Here is a 16,039-nt window from a genome sequence, read left to right as displayed (position 1 = left end):
TCCCTGTAGGAGCCGGCTTGCCGGCGATCGCGGTAGGTCAGTTGCACATCCAGTGGCTGATTCACCGCTATCGCCGGCAAGCCGGCTCCTACAGGGGGGTGGGGTTCAGTCCGCCTGGGTTTGCGGGCTCAACCAACCGCGAATCCGCCGATACAACTGCTCTTGCTCGGCCGAACTATTGCCGGGCAAGGTCGTGAGCGACACCTGCTTATAACCCGTATTCTTCGCACGCTTGGCGGCCTGCACCCGTTCCAGGGCGGTTTTGCGCGCCTGGCTGTCGTCCTGATAGAAGACGTCGGCTGTGGGCACTTTCAAGGCCGGCGCCATTTGTTGCAGGCTGGGCTCACGCGCCGCTGGCGTCTTGCCGGCCACCATCACCAGCTTCTGCACCTGGGTTGGCTGCTTTTCACTCAGGTAGCGTGCCGCCCACCAGGCACCGGTGCCATGGCCGAGCAACACCACGCTGCGCGCGCTGTGGGTTTGTGCAAACGCGACGGCGGCGTCAATGCGGTCGAAGATGCGCTTGGCGTCGGTCTTGTCCTGTTCATCCGTACCGGGCACTACCGCTGGGTCTGTCCCTTCGGACTCGGCACTGGCGGCCTGCTCGATGGGCTTGGCGGCGGTGCTGCCTTCTTTGCTGCTGGTGTCGACGGTGGCCTTGGGTGCTTCGATGACGCGAGGCGGCAGGGTGTCCAGGTTTATGTCAGGCAACGACAGGCTGAGAGTGCCCCAGTCGGCGTCCGGCAATTTGCGCCGCAACGGTGCGATTGCTTGCGGCCAGTCAGCACTTTCGCCAGCGCCCGGTACGATAATCACCACACCTTCGGGCTCGGCACTGTTGGCCGGCTTCCACAGAGCCAGGAACGAATCGCTGCCGGCTTGCAGTTGTTGCTGTTCCTGCTGCGGGATCTGCCGCTCGAGGGCGTTGGCGTCTTCCTGGCTACGCTCGGGCAAGGGCTGGCGCTCAACCGGTTTTTCCGCAGCGGGAGCGGGGGCGTCAGCGGCCTGAACAGAAAAGCCGCTGGTAAATAGCAGCGACAGGCACAATGCTGGCAGTGCCGAACGGTTTCGATATTGCATCGTTAATTCCCGGCCAGAAGTGATTCCAGCAGCCTAATGGGTTGGTCAGTATTTGTCAGTGATGTGAGACGTGGATCATGGGTTTTCGCTGTCTGCTGGTTATCGGCTGCTTGTGCTTTGCCTTGATGGCAAGTGCCGCGCCTGCGCCTGTCACGCCCCAGGCACAGCTCAATGCACAGCAACGTGAATGGTTGGCCCAGCACCCGGAACTACGAGTGGGCCTGGTGTTGCAAGCGCCTTATGCGCAATACGACCGACGCCTGCAGCGTTTATCCGGGGCCAACGTCGAGTTGATGCAGTGGTTGGCCAAGGCGCTGAACATCGAGCTGACCTGGCGCAACTTCCCGACCCAGGAGCAACTGGAGGCCGCCGTGCGTGAGGGCGAGGTGGACATCGCGCCCGGCCTGCAACAGACCCCGGCCGGCTTGCGCCTGTGGTTGTTCACCGACCCGTATATGCGCGTGCCCCAGCACATTGTCGGGATTCGCGAAGGCGGTGCCGCCGTGGACCTGGAAAAACTCGACGAACAATCGCGTGTCGCGGTGCGCATGCCCAGTGCCGTTGCCGACTATTTGCGCAGCACCTACCCCAAGTTGAATGTGCAAGGCGTGCCCATGGAGCGCCAGGCGTTGCAGTTGCTGGTGAGCCAGCAAGCGCGCTACGCCGTGGTGGATGAGGCGCAGTTGAGTCGGCTGTCGGGCGAGGCGGAATTCGCCGGGCTGGCCGTGGTGGGCGATATCGGCCTGCCGCAGCTGTTGCGGGTGGCCACGCGGCGTGAGTGGCCAGAGCTGGCGAGCATCATGCAGAGCGCCTTGCGTGCCATCCCCGCCCGCTATCTGGATCAACTGCACAGCCGCTGGCTGCAACCCAAGTACCCAAGGCTGTCGGAGTCCCCAGGCTTCTGGCAAAACCTGAGCCTCTTGTTGGGCCTGTTCCTGCTGGCCAGCCTGGCGGTCGTGTTTTGGCAACGCCGTCAGCAGCGCGTGCTGGAGCACAACCTGTTGGCGGCCCGGGAAGAAAGCGCGGCGCGCGCCGCCGGTGCCGAGGCGTTGCGGCTGACACAGTTTTCCATCGATCAGAGCACCGTGGGCATCTTGTGGGTCAACTGGGACAGCCATGTGCGCTACGCCAACCTGGCCGCCGAAACCATGCTTGGCTACAAGCCTGGCGCGTTGATCGAGCGCCCGCTGATCGAATTCGACCCGACCCTCACCATGGACCGCTGGCTCAACCTGTGGAAGCGCGCCCGCGCCAGCGAAGACGGGCCGCAGAGTTTTGCCACCAATTGCCTGCGCGCCGATGGCAGCGTGCTGCCGGCCGATGTGTCCCTGAGCTTCTTGCGTTATGGCGGCGGCGAGTACCTGGTGGTGTACCTCAACGACGTCACCGAGCGCCGCCGTGCCTTGGCCGCCTTGCAGGAAAGTGAAGCGCGCCTGCAGGGCATCGCCGCCAACGTGCCGGGGCTGGTGTTCCGCCTGGAGCGCTTGCCACGCAGTGAGGCCATCGAGTTCGCTTACATCAGCCAAGGCAGCGAAGGCCTGGTGGGTTACTCGCCGTCGGTGCTCAGTGATCCGGCCATGGGCATTCGCAGCCTGGTGCATCCCGATGACCGCGCCAGTTACCACCGCACCCAGGACCAGGCCATCGAGACTGAAAGCAACTGGTCGTGGCAAGGCCGCATCCTTACCCGGCTCGGGCAGCAGCGATGGGCCGACATCAAGGCCGTAACCCGCCGCCTGGACGACGGCACGGTGGTCTGGGACGGGATTGTCTGGGACATCAGCGAGAGCAAGCGCATTGAGCTTGAGCTGGACGCCTCCCGCGCGCAGCTGCGTGAGCTGTCGGCCCACCTCGAAACCGTGCGCGAAGAAGAAAAGGCGCGCATCGCCCGTGAAGTGCACGACGAACTGGGGCAGATGCTCACGGTGCTCAAGCTGGAAACCTCCATGTGCGAGCTGGCGTATGCGCAACTTGACCCCGGGCTGCACGAGCGACTGAACAGCATGAAGCGCCTGATCGCCCAGTTGTTCCAGCTGGTACGTGATGTGGCCACGGCGCTGCGCCCGCCGATCCTCGACGCGGGGATCGCCTCGGCTATCGAGTGGCAAGCGCGGCGCTTCGAGGCGCGCACGCAGATTCCTTGCCTGGTGCAGGTGCCGGATAACTTGCCGAGCCTGAGTGACGCCAAAGCCATCGGTTTGTTTCGGATACTGCAGGAAGCGCTGACCAATGTGATGCGCCATGCCCAGGCGCATACTGTGGAATTGACCCTGGCGGTGGAAGGCAACGACTTGCGGCTGACCATCAGCGACGATGGCGTGGGTTTTGTCCAGGTTCAGGGGCGGCCGGTATCGTTCGGCCTGGTCGGCATGCGTGAGCGGGTGCTGATCATGGGCGGGCAATTGAGCCTGACGAGCGAGTTGGGGGAGGGCACCACCTTGAGCGTCACGGTGCCGTTGGATGCATAACGATAAGAGGAAACCCCTGTGATTCGCGTATTGGTAGCCGAAGACCACACCATCGTCCGTGAAGGCATCAAGCAATTGATCGGCCTGGCCAAGGATCTGCAGGTGGTCGGTGAAGCCAGCAATGGCGAGCAGTTGCTGGAGACCTTGCGCCATGTGCCGTGCGAGGTGGTGTTACTGGATATCTCCATGCCGGGGGTCAACGGTCTTGAGGCCATTGCGCGTATCCGTGCCTTGAACAATCCACCGGCGATCCTGGTGCTGTCGATGCACGATGAGGCCCAGATGGCCGCGCGCGCCTTGAAGGTCGGTGCGGCGGGGTATGCCACCAAGGACAGTGACCCGGCATTGTTGCTGACGGCGATTCGAAAGGTCGCGGCGGGCGGGCGTTACATCGATCCGGACCTGGCCGACCGCATGGTCTTTGAAGTGGGCCTCACCGATACGCGGCCGCTGCATTCGTTGTTGTCCGAGCGTGAGTTCTCGGTGTTCGAGCGCTTGGCCCAGGGTGCCAACGTCAACGATATTGCCCAGCAGTTGGCGCTGAGCAGCAAGACCATCAGCACCCACAAGGCGCGCTTGATGCAGAAGCTCAATATCACCTCCCTGGCTGAACTGGTGAAGTACGCCATGGAGCACAAGCTCTTGTGATCTTCGCCAGCCCCCTGTAGGAGCCGGCTTGCCGGCGATGAGGCCCTTAAGGCCAACGGTGATCTTGCGGGTGCAATCGCCGGCAAGCCGGCTCCTACAGGGGGCGCGTGTCTGTTTGCGACGTGGGCTTGGCAGCTGGACGCCCATTGTCGTGATTGCACTGTTCTATCCCCGCCATCCGTGTAGGGCAATCCTTACCCCAAACCTTCCATCCGGCTGATGCAATTCTCTCTCGGCCCCCGATTTCCGGGGCTTGCGGCCTGGACTACGCTTGTGCCACAGCAGTCCAAAACAAAAAGGTGCGGGTATGAGCGAGGTGGATTCAAATGATGTGCTGGTCAGCTTTCGTGGCGTGCAGAAGAGCTACGACGGCGAGAACCTGATCGTCAAAGACCTCAACCTGGAGATTCGCAAGGGCGAGTTCCTCACCCTGCTCGGGCCTTCCGGTTCGGGCAAGACCACCAGTCTGATGATGCTCGCCGGCTTTGAAACGCCGACCGCCGGCGAAATCCTGCTGGCCGGGCGCTCCATCAACAACGTGCCGCCGCACAAGCGCGACATCGGCATGGTGTTCCAGAACTACGCGTTGTTCCCCCACATGACCGTCGCAGAGAACCTCGCGTTTCCGCTGTCGGTGCGAGGCTTGAGCAAGACCGACATCAGCGAGCGGGTCAAGCGCGTGCTGAGCATGGTCCAGCTCGACGCCTTCGCCCAGCGCTATCCGGCGCAACTCTCCGGCGGTCAGCAGCAACGGGTGGCCCTGGCCCGGGCGCTGGTGTTCGAACCGCAGTTGGTGCTGATGGATGAACCCCTCGGCGCCCTCGACAAACAACTGCGCGAACACATGCAGATGGAGATCAAGCACCTGCACCAGCGCCTTGGCGTGACGGTGGTGTACGTGACCCACGACCAGGGCGAAGCCCTGACCATGTCCGACCGTGTGGCGGTGTTCCACCAAGGCGAGATCCAGCAGATCGCCGCGCCGCGCACGTTGTATGAAGAGCCGAAAAATACCTTTGTCGCCAACTTCATCGGCGAGAACAACCGCCTCAACGGCCGTCTGCACAGCCACACCGGCGAGCGTTGCGTGGTGGAGCTGGCGCGTGGCGAGAAAGTCGAGGCGCTGGCAGTGAACGTCGGCCAGGTCGGCGGCCCGGTGACCCTGTCGGTGCGTCCGGAGCGCGTCAGCCTCAACGGCTCCAGCGAAAGCTGTATCAACCGCTTCTCGGGGCGTGTGGCGGAATTTATCTATCTGGGCGACCACGTGCGTGTGCGCCTGGAAGTCTGCGGCAAGGCCGATTTTTTTGTGAAACAACCGATCGCCGAGCTGGACCCGGCGTTGGCGGTCGGCGACGTGGTACCGATTGGCTGGCAAGTCGAGCACGTTCGCGCACTCGACCCACTTCTAGAGGCGAATTGATCGCCCCATGGCTTCACCAACCCTGCACGTGGAGAGAACAACAATGTTGAGATCCCTGAAATTTTCCGCCCTGGCCCTTGGCCTGATTGGCGCAACCCAGGCCATGGCAGGCCCGGACCTGACGGTCGTGTCCTTTGGCGGCGCGAACAAGGCCGCACAGGTCAAGGCGTTCTATGCGCCGTGGGAAAGCGCGGGCAACGGCAAGATTGTCGCTGGCGAATACAACGGTGAAATGGCCAAGGTCAAAGCCATGGTCGACACCAAGAGTGTGTCCTGGGACCTGGTGGAGGTGGAGTCGCCGGAACTGTCCCGTGGCTGTGACGAAGACATGTTCGAACCGCTGGACCCGAAACTGTTCGGCAATGGCGCGGACTATGTGAAGGGCGCGATCCAGCCATGCGGCGTGGGCTTCTTTGTGTGGTCGACCGTGCTGGCGTACAACGCTGACAAGCTGAAAGCACCGCCAGGCGGCTGGAAAGATTTTTGGGACGTGAAGCAGTTCCCGGGCAAGCGCGGCCTGCGCAAAGGCGCCAAGTACACCCTGGAATTTGCGTTGATGGCCGACGGCGTCGCACCGAAGGACGTCTACAAAGTGCTGGCCGGCAAAGATGGCCAGGACCGCGCCTTCAAGAAACTCGACGAGCTCAAGCCTTACATCCAATGGTGGGAAGCAGGCGCCCAGCCGCCGCAATACCTCGCTTCCGGTGACGTGGTGATGAGCTCCGCCTACAACGGCCGCATCGCCGCCGTGCAGAAAGAAAGCAATCTGAAAGTGGTGTGGAACGGCGGCATCTACGACTTTGACGCCTGGGCCATCCCTAAAGGCCTGGCCAAGGACCGTGCTGACGCTGCGAAGAAATTCATCGCCTTCTCGGTACAGCCGCAACAACAGAAGACCTATTCGGAAAACATCGCCTACGGCCCGGCCAACACCCAAGCCGTGCCGTTGCTGGCCAAGGACATCCTCAAGGACATGCCGACCACCCCGGAAAACATCGCCAACCAGGTGCAGATCGATGTGAGTTTCTGGGCGGATAACGGTGAGCAGCTCGAGCAACGCTTCAACGCCTGGGCCGCCAAGTAACCCCGCATAACCCTCTGTGGGAACGGGCGGGTGTAGGAGCTGGCTTGCCAGCGATGGCATCGCCTCGGTGTGACCATTGCACCGAGTCGTCAGCATCGCCGGCAAGCCGGCTCCTACAGAGTTGTAGTCATTTTCAAGATCTGGAGTTTTCCATGGCCATCGCCGCTCTCCCCACCCTCAAGCAGCGCCTGGCGCGTGCCGAGCGGGTCAACCGCTGGAAGGCCCAGGCCTTGATTGCGCCGCTGGTGCTGTTTTTGGTGCTGGTGTTCCTGGTGCCGATCGTTGCGCTGCTCTACAAAAGCGTGGGTAACCCGGAAGTGGTGGGCGGCTTGCCGCGCACCGTGGTGGCTGTGACCGCCTGGGACGGGCGCGGCTTGCCGGGCGAGCCGGTGTATCAGGCCCTCAGTGAGGACCTGGGCGAAGCGCGCAAAAACCAGACCTTGGGCGACCTGTCCAAGCGCTTGAACATGGAACTGGCGGGCTACCGCAGCCTGTTGACCAAAACCGCGCGGGCGCTGCCGTTCAGCGAAGCGCCTGCCTCCTATAAAGAAGCGTTGGAAAGCCTGGATGAACGCTGGGGCGACCCGGCGTACTGGCAGGCGATCCGGCGCAATACCAGCAACCTGACGCCGTTCTACCTGCTGGCGGCCGTCGACCACCGTATCGACGACTTGGGTGAAGTGGCCCCGGCCACGCCTGACCAGGCGATCTACCTGGACATCTTCGCCCGCACCTTCTGGATGGGCCTGGTGATCACCGCCATCTGCCTGTTGCTGGCCTACCCGCTGGCGTACCTGTTGGCCAATTTGCCGGCGCGCAAAAGCAACCTGTTGATGATTCTGGTGTTGCTGCCGTTCTGGACCTCGATCCTGGTGCGCGTCGCCGCGTGGATCGTGTTGCTGCAATCCGGCGGCCTGATCAACAGCGCACTGATGGGCATGGGCCTGATCGACAAGCCCCTGGAGCTGGTGTTCAACCGCACCGGGGTCTACATCTCGATGGTGCACATTCTGCTGCCGTTCATGATTCTGCCCATCTACAGCGTGATGAAAGGTATTTCGCCGACTTACATGCGGGCGGCGATTTCCCTGGGTTGCCATCCGTTCGCCAGTTTCTGGCGCGTGTATTTCCCACAGACCTACGCCGGTGTCGGCGCCGGGTGCCTGTTGGTGTTCATCCTGGCGATTGGTTACTACATCACCCCGGCCTTGCTGGGCAGCCCGAACGACCAGATGGTCAGCTATTTCGTGGCCTTCTACACCAACACCAGCATCAACTGGGGCATGGCCACCGCGCTGGGCGGCTTGCTGCTGCTGGCCACGGTGTTGCTGTACCTGATCTACAACCGACTGGTCGGCGCCAGCCGCCTGCGCCTGAGCTAAGGAGACCTTGCGATGCTGAGCCCTTATATGTCGCCCATTGAACGGGTGTGGTTCTACAGCTTGCGGATCCTCTGCGGCCTGATCCTGCTGTTCCTGATACTGCCGGTGCTGGTGATCATCCCGCTGTCGTTCAATAGCGGCAGTTTCCTGGTGTACCCGTTGCAAGGCTTCTCGCTGCATTGGTACCAGGACTTCTTCGGCTCGGCCGAATGGATGCGCGCCCTGAAGAACAGCATCATCGTGGCGCCTGCCGCCACGGTGCTGGCCATGGTCTTCGGCACCCTGGCGGCGATTGGCCTGACCCGTGGCAACTTCCCCGGCAAGGCGCTGGTGATGGCCCTGGTGATCTCGCCGATGGTGGTGCCGGTGGTGATCATTGGCGTGGCCAGTTACCTGTTCTTTGCGCCGTTGGGGCTGGGCAACAGCTTTTTCTCGCTGATCGTGGTGCACGCGGTGCTGGGTGTGCCGTTTGTGATCATCACGGTGTCGGCGACGTTGCAGGGGTTCAACCACAACCTGGTGCGTGCGGCGGCCAGCCTGGGCGCTTCGCCACTGACCGCGTTTCGACGGGTGACCTTGCCGCTGATCGCGCCGGGGGTGATTTCCGGGGCGTTGTTTGCCTTTGCCACCTCGTTTGATGAAGTGGTGGTGACGCTGTTCCTCGCCGGCCCCGAGCAAGCGACCTTGCCGCGCCAGATGTTCAGCGGCATCCGCGAAAACCTCAGCCCCACGATTGCGGCGGCGGCCACCTTGCTGATTGCCTTCTCGGTGTTGCTGTTGCTGACCCTGGAATGGCTGCGCGGCCGTAGCGAAAAACTGCGTACCGCACAAATTTAACTGTGGGAGCTGGCTTGCCTGCGATAGCGGTGGACCAGCTTGTTCATCTGGCACTGACACACCGCTATCGCAGGCAAGCCAGCTCCCACATTGACCGTGCCCACTTTGAATTGCCTCCGTATTCACTCGCTGAATAGCTGACAACACGCCACAGACAGCTACTCTTGTGCCAGCCCATTTCTGAATAAGAGGCCGCGCACATGAGTACTTCCTCATTCAAGATCGCCCACAAACTGCTCACCGGCGCTGGCGCCATCGAACAACTGGCTGTCGAACTCGCCCGCCTGGATGTGGACAACCCGTTGATTGTCACCGATGCCGCGCTAGTTAAATCCGGCACCGTGGCATTGGCCCTCGAACACCTGGGCGAGCGCACTTACGAAATTTTCGACCGCGTGCTGCCCGACCCCGAAATCGCCATCGTCGAAGACTGCATGCGCGTGTACCGCGAAGGTGGGCATGACGGCCTGATCGGCGTGGGCGGCGGCAGTGCCATCGACATCGCCAAGAGCGTGGCGGCCTACGCCGGTTATCACGGCGCGCTGGCGGACCTGTTCGGCGTCGACCAGGTGCCGCGCAAGGGCCCGCCGCTGATCGCGATCCCGACCACCGCCGGCACCGGCTCGGAGGTGACCAATGTGGCGATCCTCTCCGACAAGGCCGCGCAACTCAAAAAAGGCATCGTCAGCGATTACCTGCTGCCGGACGTGGCGCTGATCAGCCCGCAGATGACCCTGACCTGCCCGCGCAGCGTCACTGCCGCGAGTGGCGTGGATGCGTTGGTGCATGCCATCGAATCCTACCTGTCGCTGAATGCCTCGCCGATCACCGATGCCTTGGCCATCGGCGCGATCAAGCTGATTGCCAGTGCGTTGCCCAAGGCCTACGCCAACCCGGCCAACCTGCAGGCCCGAGACGACATGGCCACCGCCAGCCTGATGGCCGGTATGGCCTTCGGCAATGCTGGGGTCGGCGCGGTGCATGCGTTGGCGTATCCGCTGGGCGGGCGTTTCAACATCGCCCACGGCGTGAGCAATGCGCTGTTGCTGCCGTATGTGATGCATTGGAACAAGCTGGCTTGCGTGGAGCGCATGCAAGACATCGCCCAGGCGATGGGGGTGAATGTCACGGGTTTAAGCGTCAACGATGCCGCCGATCAAGCCGTCGAGGCGATGACGCGACTGTGTGCCGCAGTGGAGATCCCCGCCGGGCTGCGCAGCTTTGGTGTGCCGGAGGAGGCCATCCCGGCCATGGCCACGGAAGCGGCGGGTATCGAGCGCCTGATGCGCAATAACCCGCGCAAGCTGAGTGCGGCCGATATCGAGAAAATCTACCGGGCCGCTTACTAACCGTTGAGTTAGGTCACGGTGCGCGCAGCAAAGCATGAGGTATACAATGCGCGCCATCGTGATTTAGCTCAAAAAAGGTGCGTCATGCAGCCCTTCGTCATTGCTCCATCGATTCTCTCCGCCGATTTCGCCCGCCTGGGTGAGGAAGTGGACAAGGTACTGGCCGCCGGTGCCGACTTCGTGCACTTCGATGTCATGGACAACCACTACGTGCCCAACCTGACCATCGGCCCGATGGTCTGCGCGGCGCTGCGCAAGTACGGCATCACCGCGCCGATCGACGCACACCTGATGGTCAGCCCGGTGGACCGCATCATCGGCGACTTCGTCGAAGCCGGCGCCACCTACATCACCTTCCACCCGGAAGCCTCGCTGCACGTCGACCGTACCCTGCAACTGATCCGCGAGGGTGGCTGCAAGGCCGGCCTGGTGTTCAACCCGGCCACTCCGCTGAGCGTGCTTGAGTACGTGATGGACAAGGTCGACATGATCCTGCTGATGAGCGTCAACCCGGGTTTCGGCGGGCAGAAGTTCATCCCCGGCACGCTGAACAAGCTGCGCGAAGCACGCGCGCTGATCGATGCGTCGGGCCGTGACATCCGTTTGGAAATCGACGGTGGGGTCAACGTCAACAACATCCGCGAAATCGCGGCCGCTGGCGCCGACACCTTTGTGGCCGGCTCGGCGATCTTCAACGCGCCGGACTACCAGGAAGTCATCGACAAGATGCGCGCCGAACTGGCGCTGGCACGTCCATGAGCGGCTTTGAGCAGCTGTTCCCCGGCAAACTGCCACGGCTGGTGATGTTCGATCTGGACGGTACCTTGATCGACTCGGTGCCAGACCTGGCGGCGGCGGTGGACGAGATGCTGCTCAAGCTGGGGCGCAAGCCTGCGGGGATTGAGTCAGTGCGTGAGTGGGTGGGCAACGGCGTGCACATGCTGGTGCGCCGCGCCCTGGCCAACCACATCGATGCCGAAGGTGTCGATGACGTGGAGGCCGAGCATGCTTTGGAACTGTTCAACGCCGCCTATGAGGACGGCCACGAACTGACGGTGGTTTACCCCGGCGTGCGCGACACCCTCAAATGGCTGCACAAACAGGGCGTGGAAATGGCCCTGATCACCAACAAGCCGGAGCGTTTTGTCGCGCCGCTGTTGGATCAGATGAAAATCGGCCGGTATTTCCGCTGGATCATTGGCGGCGATACCTTGCCGCAGAAAAAGCCTGACCCGGCGGCGCTGTTCTTTGTGATGAAGATGGCCAATATCCCGGCCTCCCAGTCCTTGTTCGTCGGCGATTCGCGCAGTGATGTGCTGGCAGCAAAGGCCGCTGGCGTGCAGTGTGTGGCGCTCAGTTACGGCTATAACCACGGCCGACCGATCGCCGAAGAATCACCAGCGCTGGTGATTGACGACCTGCGACTGTTAATCCCCGGTTGCTTGGGAGCTGGCGCTGAGATAACGTTGCCCGACATCGATCCGTCCCCTTCTGGAAATTCCATCGTGGTGGTCACTCGCAAACTCTGGATGAAAGTCATCAAGGCCCTGGCCCGCTGGCGTTGGCGCGCCTGACTGATCCTGGCCGCGCTCTGCGGCACGTTTGCATACCTGACTGTTAGACCCTCAAGCCACGAGGCACACATGATCCGCGAAGAATTCCTGCGTTTGGCCGCTGCCGGCTATAACCGCATTCCCCTGGCCTGCGAAACCCTGGCCGACTTCGACACGCCGCTGTCGATCTACCTGAAACTGGCTGACGAGCCCAACTCCTACCTGCTCGAATCGGTACAGGGCGGCGAGAAGTGGGGCCGTTACTCGATCATCGGCTTGCCGTGCCGCACCGTTCTGCGGGTGCACGACCACCATGTGAGCATCACCCATGATGGCGTCGAGATCGAAAGCCACGACGTAGAAGACCCGCTGGCGTTCGTCGAAACCTTCAAGGCGCGCTACAACGTGCCGACCATCCCTGGCCTGCCGCGCTTCAACGGCGGCCTGGTGGGGTATTTCGGTTATGACTGCGTGCGCTATGTGGAAAAGCGTTTGGGCAAATGCCCGAACCCTGACCCGCTGGGTGTGCCGGACATTCTGCTGATGGTGTCCGACGCGGTGGTGGTGTTCGATAACCTTGCCGGCAAAATGCACGCCATTGTGCTGGCCGACCCGGCCCAGGCGGATGCGTTCGAACAGGGCCAGGCCAGCCTCGAAGCCTTGCTGGAAAAGCTGCGCCAGCCGATCACCCCACGCCGTGGCCTGGACCTCAGCCGTCCACCGGCCGCCGACCCGGTGTTCCGCTCCAGCTTTACCCAGGATGACTACGAGCGCGCCGTCGACACCATCAAGGAATACATCCTCGCCGGTGACTGCATGCAGGTGGTGCCGTCGCAGCGTATGTCCATCGACTTCAAGGCCGCGCCGATCGATCTGTACCGCGCGCTGCGCTGCTTCAACCCGACGCCGTACATGTACTTCTTCAACTTTGGTGACTTCCACGTGGTGGGCAGCTCGCCGGAAGTGCTGGTGCGGGTCGAAGACAACCTGATCACCGTGCGCCCGATTGCCGGTACTCGCCCCCGTGGCGCGACCGAAGAGGCCGACCAGGCACTGGAAGAAGACCTGCTCAGCGACGATAAAGAGATCGCCGAGCACCTGATGCTCATCGACCTGGGCCGCAACGATACCGGGCGCGTCTCGGAAATCGGTTCGGTGAAGCTCACCGAGAAGATGGTCATCGAGCGTTACTCCAACGTGATGCACATCGTGTCCAACGTCACTGGCGAGCTGAAGGCAGGCTTGACGGCGATGGATGCACTGCGTGCGATTCTGCCGGCGGGCACCTTGTCGGGTGCGCCGAAAATTCGCGCGATGGAAATCATCGACGAGCTGGAACCGGTCAAGCGAGGTGTCTACGGCGGGGCCGTGGGGTATTTCGCCTGGAACGGCAACATGGATACAGCCATTGCGATCCGCACGGCCGTGATCAAGGACGGGGAACTGCACGTACAGGCCGGTGGCGGGATCGTCGCCGACTCGGTGCCGGCCCTCGAATGGGAAGAAACCCTGAACAAGCGCCGCGCGATGTTCCGCGCTGTAGCGCTGGCTGAACAGACTCCCAATTCCTGAGGTTTGCCCCATGTTGCTGATGATTGATAACTACGACTCCTTTACCTACAACGTTGTGCAGTACCTGGGCGAGCTGGGTGCCGAGGTCAAGGTGGTGCGCAACGACGAACTGACCGTGGCCGAGATCGCCGCTCTGAACCCGGAGCGCATCGTGGTTTCTCCAGGCCCGTGCACGCCGACCGAGGCGGGCATTTCCCTGGAGGCGATCAAGTATTTCGCCGGCAAGTTGCCGATCCTGGGTGTGTGCCTGGGCCACCAGTCCATCGGCCAGGCCTTTGGCGGTGACGTGGTGCGTGCGCGCCAGGTGATGCACGGCAAGACCAGCCCGGTATTTCATCATGATCTGGGCGTATTCCATGGGCTTAACTTGCCGGTGACCGTGACCCGCTACCATTCGTTGGTGGTCAAGCGCGAAACCTTGCCGGAATGCCTGGAGCTGACCGCCTGGACCCAGCTGGAAGACGGCTCGGTCGACGAGATCATGGGCCTGCGCCACAAGACACTGAACATCGAGGGGGTGCAATTTCACCCCGAGTCGATCCTGACCGAGCAGGGCTACGAGCTGTTCGCCAACTTTCTCAAGCAGAGCGGCGGCACGCGCTAAGGACTTTCCATGGATATCAAGACTGCCCTGAGCCGTATCGTCGGCCATCTGGACCTGAGCACCGCTGAAATGAGCGATGTGATGCGCGAAATCATGACCGGTCAATGCACCGACGCGCAGATCGGCGCGTTCATGATGGCGATGCGCATGAAGAGCGAGAGCATCGACGAGATCGTCGGTGCTGTGTCGGTGATGCGCGAGCTGGCGGACAAGGTCGAACTCAACACCCTCGACGGCGTGGTGGATGTGGTGGGCACCGGCGGTGACGGTGCGAACATCTTCAACGTGTCGACGGCGTCTTCTTTTGTGGTGGCGGCGGCGGGTTGCACCGTGGCCAAGCACGGCAACCGTGCCGTATCCGGCAAGAGCGGCAGTGCCGACTTGCTGGAAGCGGCGGGCATCTACCTGAACCTGACCCCGGTGCAAGTGGCACGCTGCATTGACAGCGTCGGTATCGGCTTTATGTTTGCCCAATCCCACCATGGCGCGATGAAGCACGCTGCCGGTCCACGCAAGGACCTTGGCCTGCGCACCCTGTTCAACATGCTCGGCCCGCTTACGAATCCGGCCGGCGTGAAGCACCAGGTGGTGGGCGTGTTCAGCCAGGCACTGTGCCGGCCATTGGCCGAAGTCTTGCAGCGCCTGGGTAGCAAGCATGTGCTGGTGGTGCATTCCAAGGATGGCCTGGACGAATTCAGCCTGGCGGCGCCGACCTTTGTCGCGGAGCTGAAGAATGACCAGGTCACCGAATATTGGGTCGAGCCAGAAGATCTGGGCATGAAGAGCCAGAGCCTGCACGGTCTGTCGGTGGAAAGCCCGGCCGCCTCGCTGGAGCTGATCCGCGATGCCCTGGGGCGTCGCAAGACCGAAAATGGCCAGAAAGCGGCAGAAATGATTGTGCTCAATGCCGGTGCGGCGCTGTATGCCGCCGATCACGCCTACAGTCTTAAGGAGGGCGTGGCCCTCGCTCACGATGCATTGCACACCGGGCTCGCTCGCGAAAAGCTCGAAGAACTGGGTGCCTTTACTGCGGTGTTCAAGATGGAGAATGAAGGATGAGTGTGCCGACCGTTCTGGAAAAGATCCTGGCCCGCAAAGCCGAAGAAGTCGCTGAGCGCCGTGCCCGCGTAAGTTTGGCCGAGCTGGAAAGCCAGGCGAAGCTTGCTGATGCGCCACGTGGTTTCGCCAATGCGCTGATTGCCCAGGCCAAGCTCAAGCAGCCGGCCGTAATTGCCGAGGTGAAAAAAGCCTCGCCGAGCAAAGGTGTGATCCGCGAGCACTTCGTACCGGCAGAAATTGCCGCCAGCTATGAGAAGGGCGGCGCAACTTGCCTGTCAGTGCTGACCGACATCGATTACTTCCAGGGTTCCGACCTGTTCCTGCAGCAGACCCGCGCTGCGTGCAAGTTGCCGGTGATCCGCAAGGATTTCATGGTTGACCCGTACCAGATCGTCGAAGCCCGTGCCCTGGGCGCCGATTGCGTGCTGCTGATCGTCTCCGCACTGGACGACGTGAAGATGGCCGAGCTGGCGGCCGTGGCCAAAAGTGTCGGCCTGGATGTGCTGGTGGAAGTGCACGACGGCGATGAGCTGGAGCGCGCACTGAAAACCCTCGACACGCCGCTGGTGGGGGTCAACAACCGTAACCTGCACACCTTCGAAGTGAGCCTGGAAAACACCCTCGACCTGCTGCCGCGCATCCCGCGCGACCGTTTGGTGATCACCGAGAGTGGCATCGTCAACCGTGCCGATGTCGAGCTGATGGAAATCAGTGGGGTGTATTCATTCCTGGTGGGCGAGACCTTCATGCGCGCCGAGAACCCGGGGGCGGAATTGCAGCGCCTGTTCTTCCCGGAGCGTGGTGTGGCGGTCAGCGGCTCTACATTAGACTGATCGAAACGCGATAACTGTGGGGGCTGGCTTTTGTGGGAGCTGGCTTGCCTGCGATGCAGACACCTCGGTGTTTCTATGGCACCTAAGTGATGCGATCGCCGGCAAGCCGGCTCCTACAGGGGCATTGTGTTTGTTCAGGGAGGCAGGTGT

General features: G+C 62.2%; 14 protein-coding genes. 13 read left to right on the top strand and 1 reads right to left on the bottom strand.

The features are described from left to right. Window positions 1–105: 105 nt before the first annotated feature. Entirely contained in the window at window positions 106–1,080 is a 975-nt protein-coding gene (locus tag HX792_RS13670) for an alpha/beta hydrolase family protein (RefSeq protein WP_176996602.1), read from the bottom strand. Between the two features lie 77 nt (window positions 1,081–1,157). Here HX792_RS13670 and HX792_RS13665 point away from each other — a divergent pair, with 77 nt between their 5' ends. From HX792_RS13665 to trpC, 13 genes are all read left to right on the top strand, one after another. Next, complete coding sequence (locus tag HX792_RS13665; protein ID WP_176996601.1) at window positions 1,158–3,548, top strand: PAS domain S-box protein; 2,391 nt, start codon at window positions 1,158–1,160, stop codon at window positions 3,546–3,548. Between the two features lie 18 nt (window positions 3,549–3,566). After that, the gene (locus tag HX792_RS13660) at window positions 3,567–4,196 is read left to right on the top strand and encodes a response regulator transcription factor (protein ID WP_176996600.1); all 630 of its coding nucleotides are present in this window, start codon (window positions 3,567–3,569) and stop codon (window positions 4,194–4,196) included. Window positions 4,197–4,503: 307 nt separating this feature from the next. Further along, complete coding sequence (locus HX792_RS13655; protein ID WP_176996599.1) at window positions 4,504–5,616, top strand: ABC transporter ATP-binding protein; 1,113 nt, start codon at window positions 4,504–4,506, stop codon at window positions 5,614–5,616. 43 nt (window positions 5,617–5,659) lie between these two features. Next, the gene (locus HX792_RS13650) at window positions 5,660–6,700 is read left to right on the top strand and encodes an ABC transporter substrate-binding protein (protein WP_176996598.1); all 1,041 of its coding nucleotides are present in this window, start codon (window positions 5,660–5,662) and stop codon (window positions 6,698–6,700) included. 152 nt (window positions 6,701–6,852) lie between these two features. Further along, window positions 6,853–8,082, top strand: a complete 1,230-nt coding sequence (locus tag HX792_RS13645) for an ABC transporter permease (protein WP_176996597.1) — start codon at window positions 6,853–6,855, stop codon at window positions 8,080–8,082. Between the two features lie 12 nt (window positions 8,083–8,094). Further along, on the top strand, window positions 8,095–8,919 hold the full coding sequence (locus HX792_RS13640; protein ID WP_176996596.1) for an ABC transporter permease: 825 nt from the start codon (window positions 8,095–8,097) through the stop codon (window positions 8,917–8,919). Between the two features lie 200 nt (window positions 8,920–9,119). After that, window positions 9,120–10,268, top strand: coding sequence for an iron-containing alcohol dehydrogenase (locus tag HX792_RS13635; RefSeq protein WP_176996595.1), 1,149 nt, complete (start codon window positions 9,120–9,122; stop codon window positions 10,266–10,268). Window positions 10,269–10,352: 84 nt separating this feature from the next. Next, the gene (gene rpe, locus HX792_RS13630) at window positions 10,353–11,027 is read left to right on the top strand and encodes a ribulose-phosphate 3-epimerase (protein WP_025857056.1); all 675 of its coding nucleotides are present in this window, start codon (window positions 10,353–10,355) and stop codon (window positions 11,025–11,027) included. Then, a complete protein-coding gene (locus tag HX792_RS13625) occupies window positions 11,024–11,842 on the top strand; it encodes a phosphoglycolate phosphatase (protein ID WP_176996594.1) in 819 nt (272 codons plus the stop codon). Before rpe ends, HX792_RS13625 begins: the two co-directional genes overlap by 4 nt. Window positions 11,843–11,911: 69 nt before the next feature. Further along, a complete protein-coding gene (gene trpE, locus HX792_RS13620) occupies window positions 11,912–13,393 on the top strand; it encodes an anthranilate synthase component I (protein WP_176996593.1) in 1,482 nt (493 codons plus the stop codon). Between the two features lie 10 nt (window positions 13,394–13,403). Next, complete coding sequence (locus HX792_RS13615; RefSeq protein WP_078050412.1) at window positions 13,404–13,997, top strand: aminodeoxychorismate/anthranilate synthase component II; 594 nt, start codon at window positions 13,404–13,406, stop codon at window positions 13,995–13,997. 9 nt (window positions 13,998–14,006) lie between these two features. Continuing rightward, on the top strand, window positions 14,007–15,056 hold the full coding sequence (gene trpD, locus HX792_RS13610) for an anthranilate phosphoribosyltransferase (RefSeq protein WP_016972406.1): 1,050 nt from the start codon (window positions 14,007–14,009) through the stop codon (window positions 15,054–15,056). Next, complete coding sequence (trpC, locus tag HX792_RS13605; protein ID WP_176996592.1) at window positions 15,053–15,889, top strand: indole-3-glycerol phosphate synthase TrpC; 837 nt, start codon at window positions 15,053–15,055, stop codon at window positions 15,887–15,889. Before trpD ends, trpC begins: the two co-directional genes overlap by 4 nt. The last annotated feature ends 150 nt before the right edge of the window (window positions 15,890–16,039 follow it).

Source organism: Pseudomonas sp. B6002, assembly GCF_013385985.1.
In the GTDB taxonomy this organism is placed as follows: domain Bacteria; phylum Pseudomonadota; class Gammaproteobacteria; order Pseudomonadales; family Pseudomonadaceae; genus Aquipseudomonas.
Note: the sequence above shows the minus strand (reverse complement) of the source record. Positions and strands in the feature narration are given on the sequence as shown.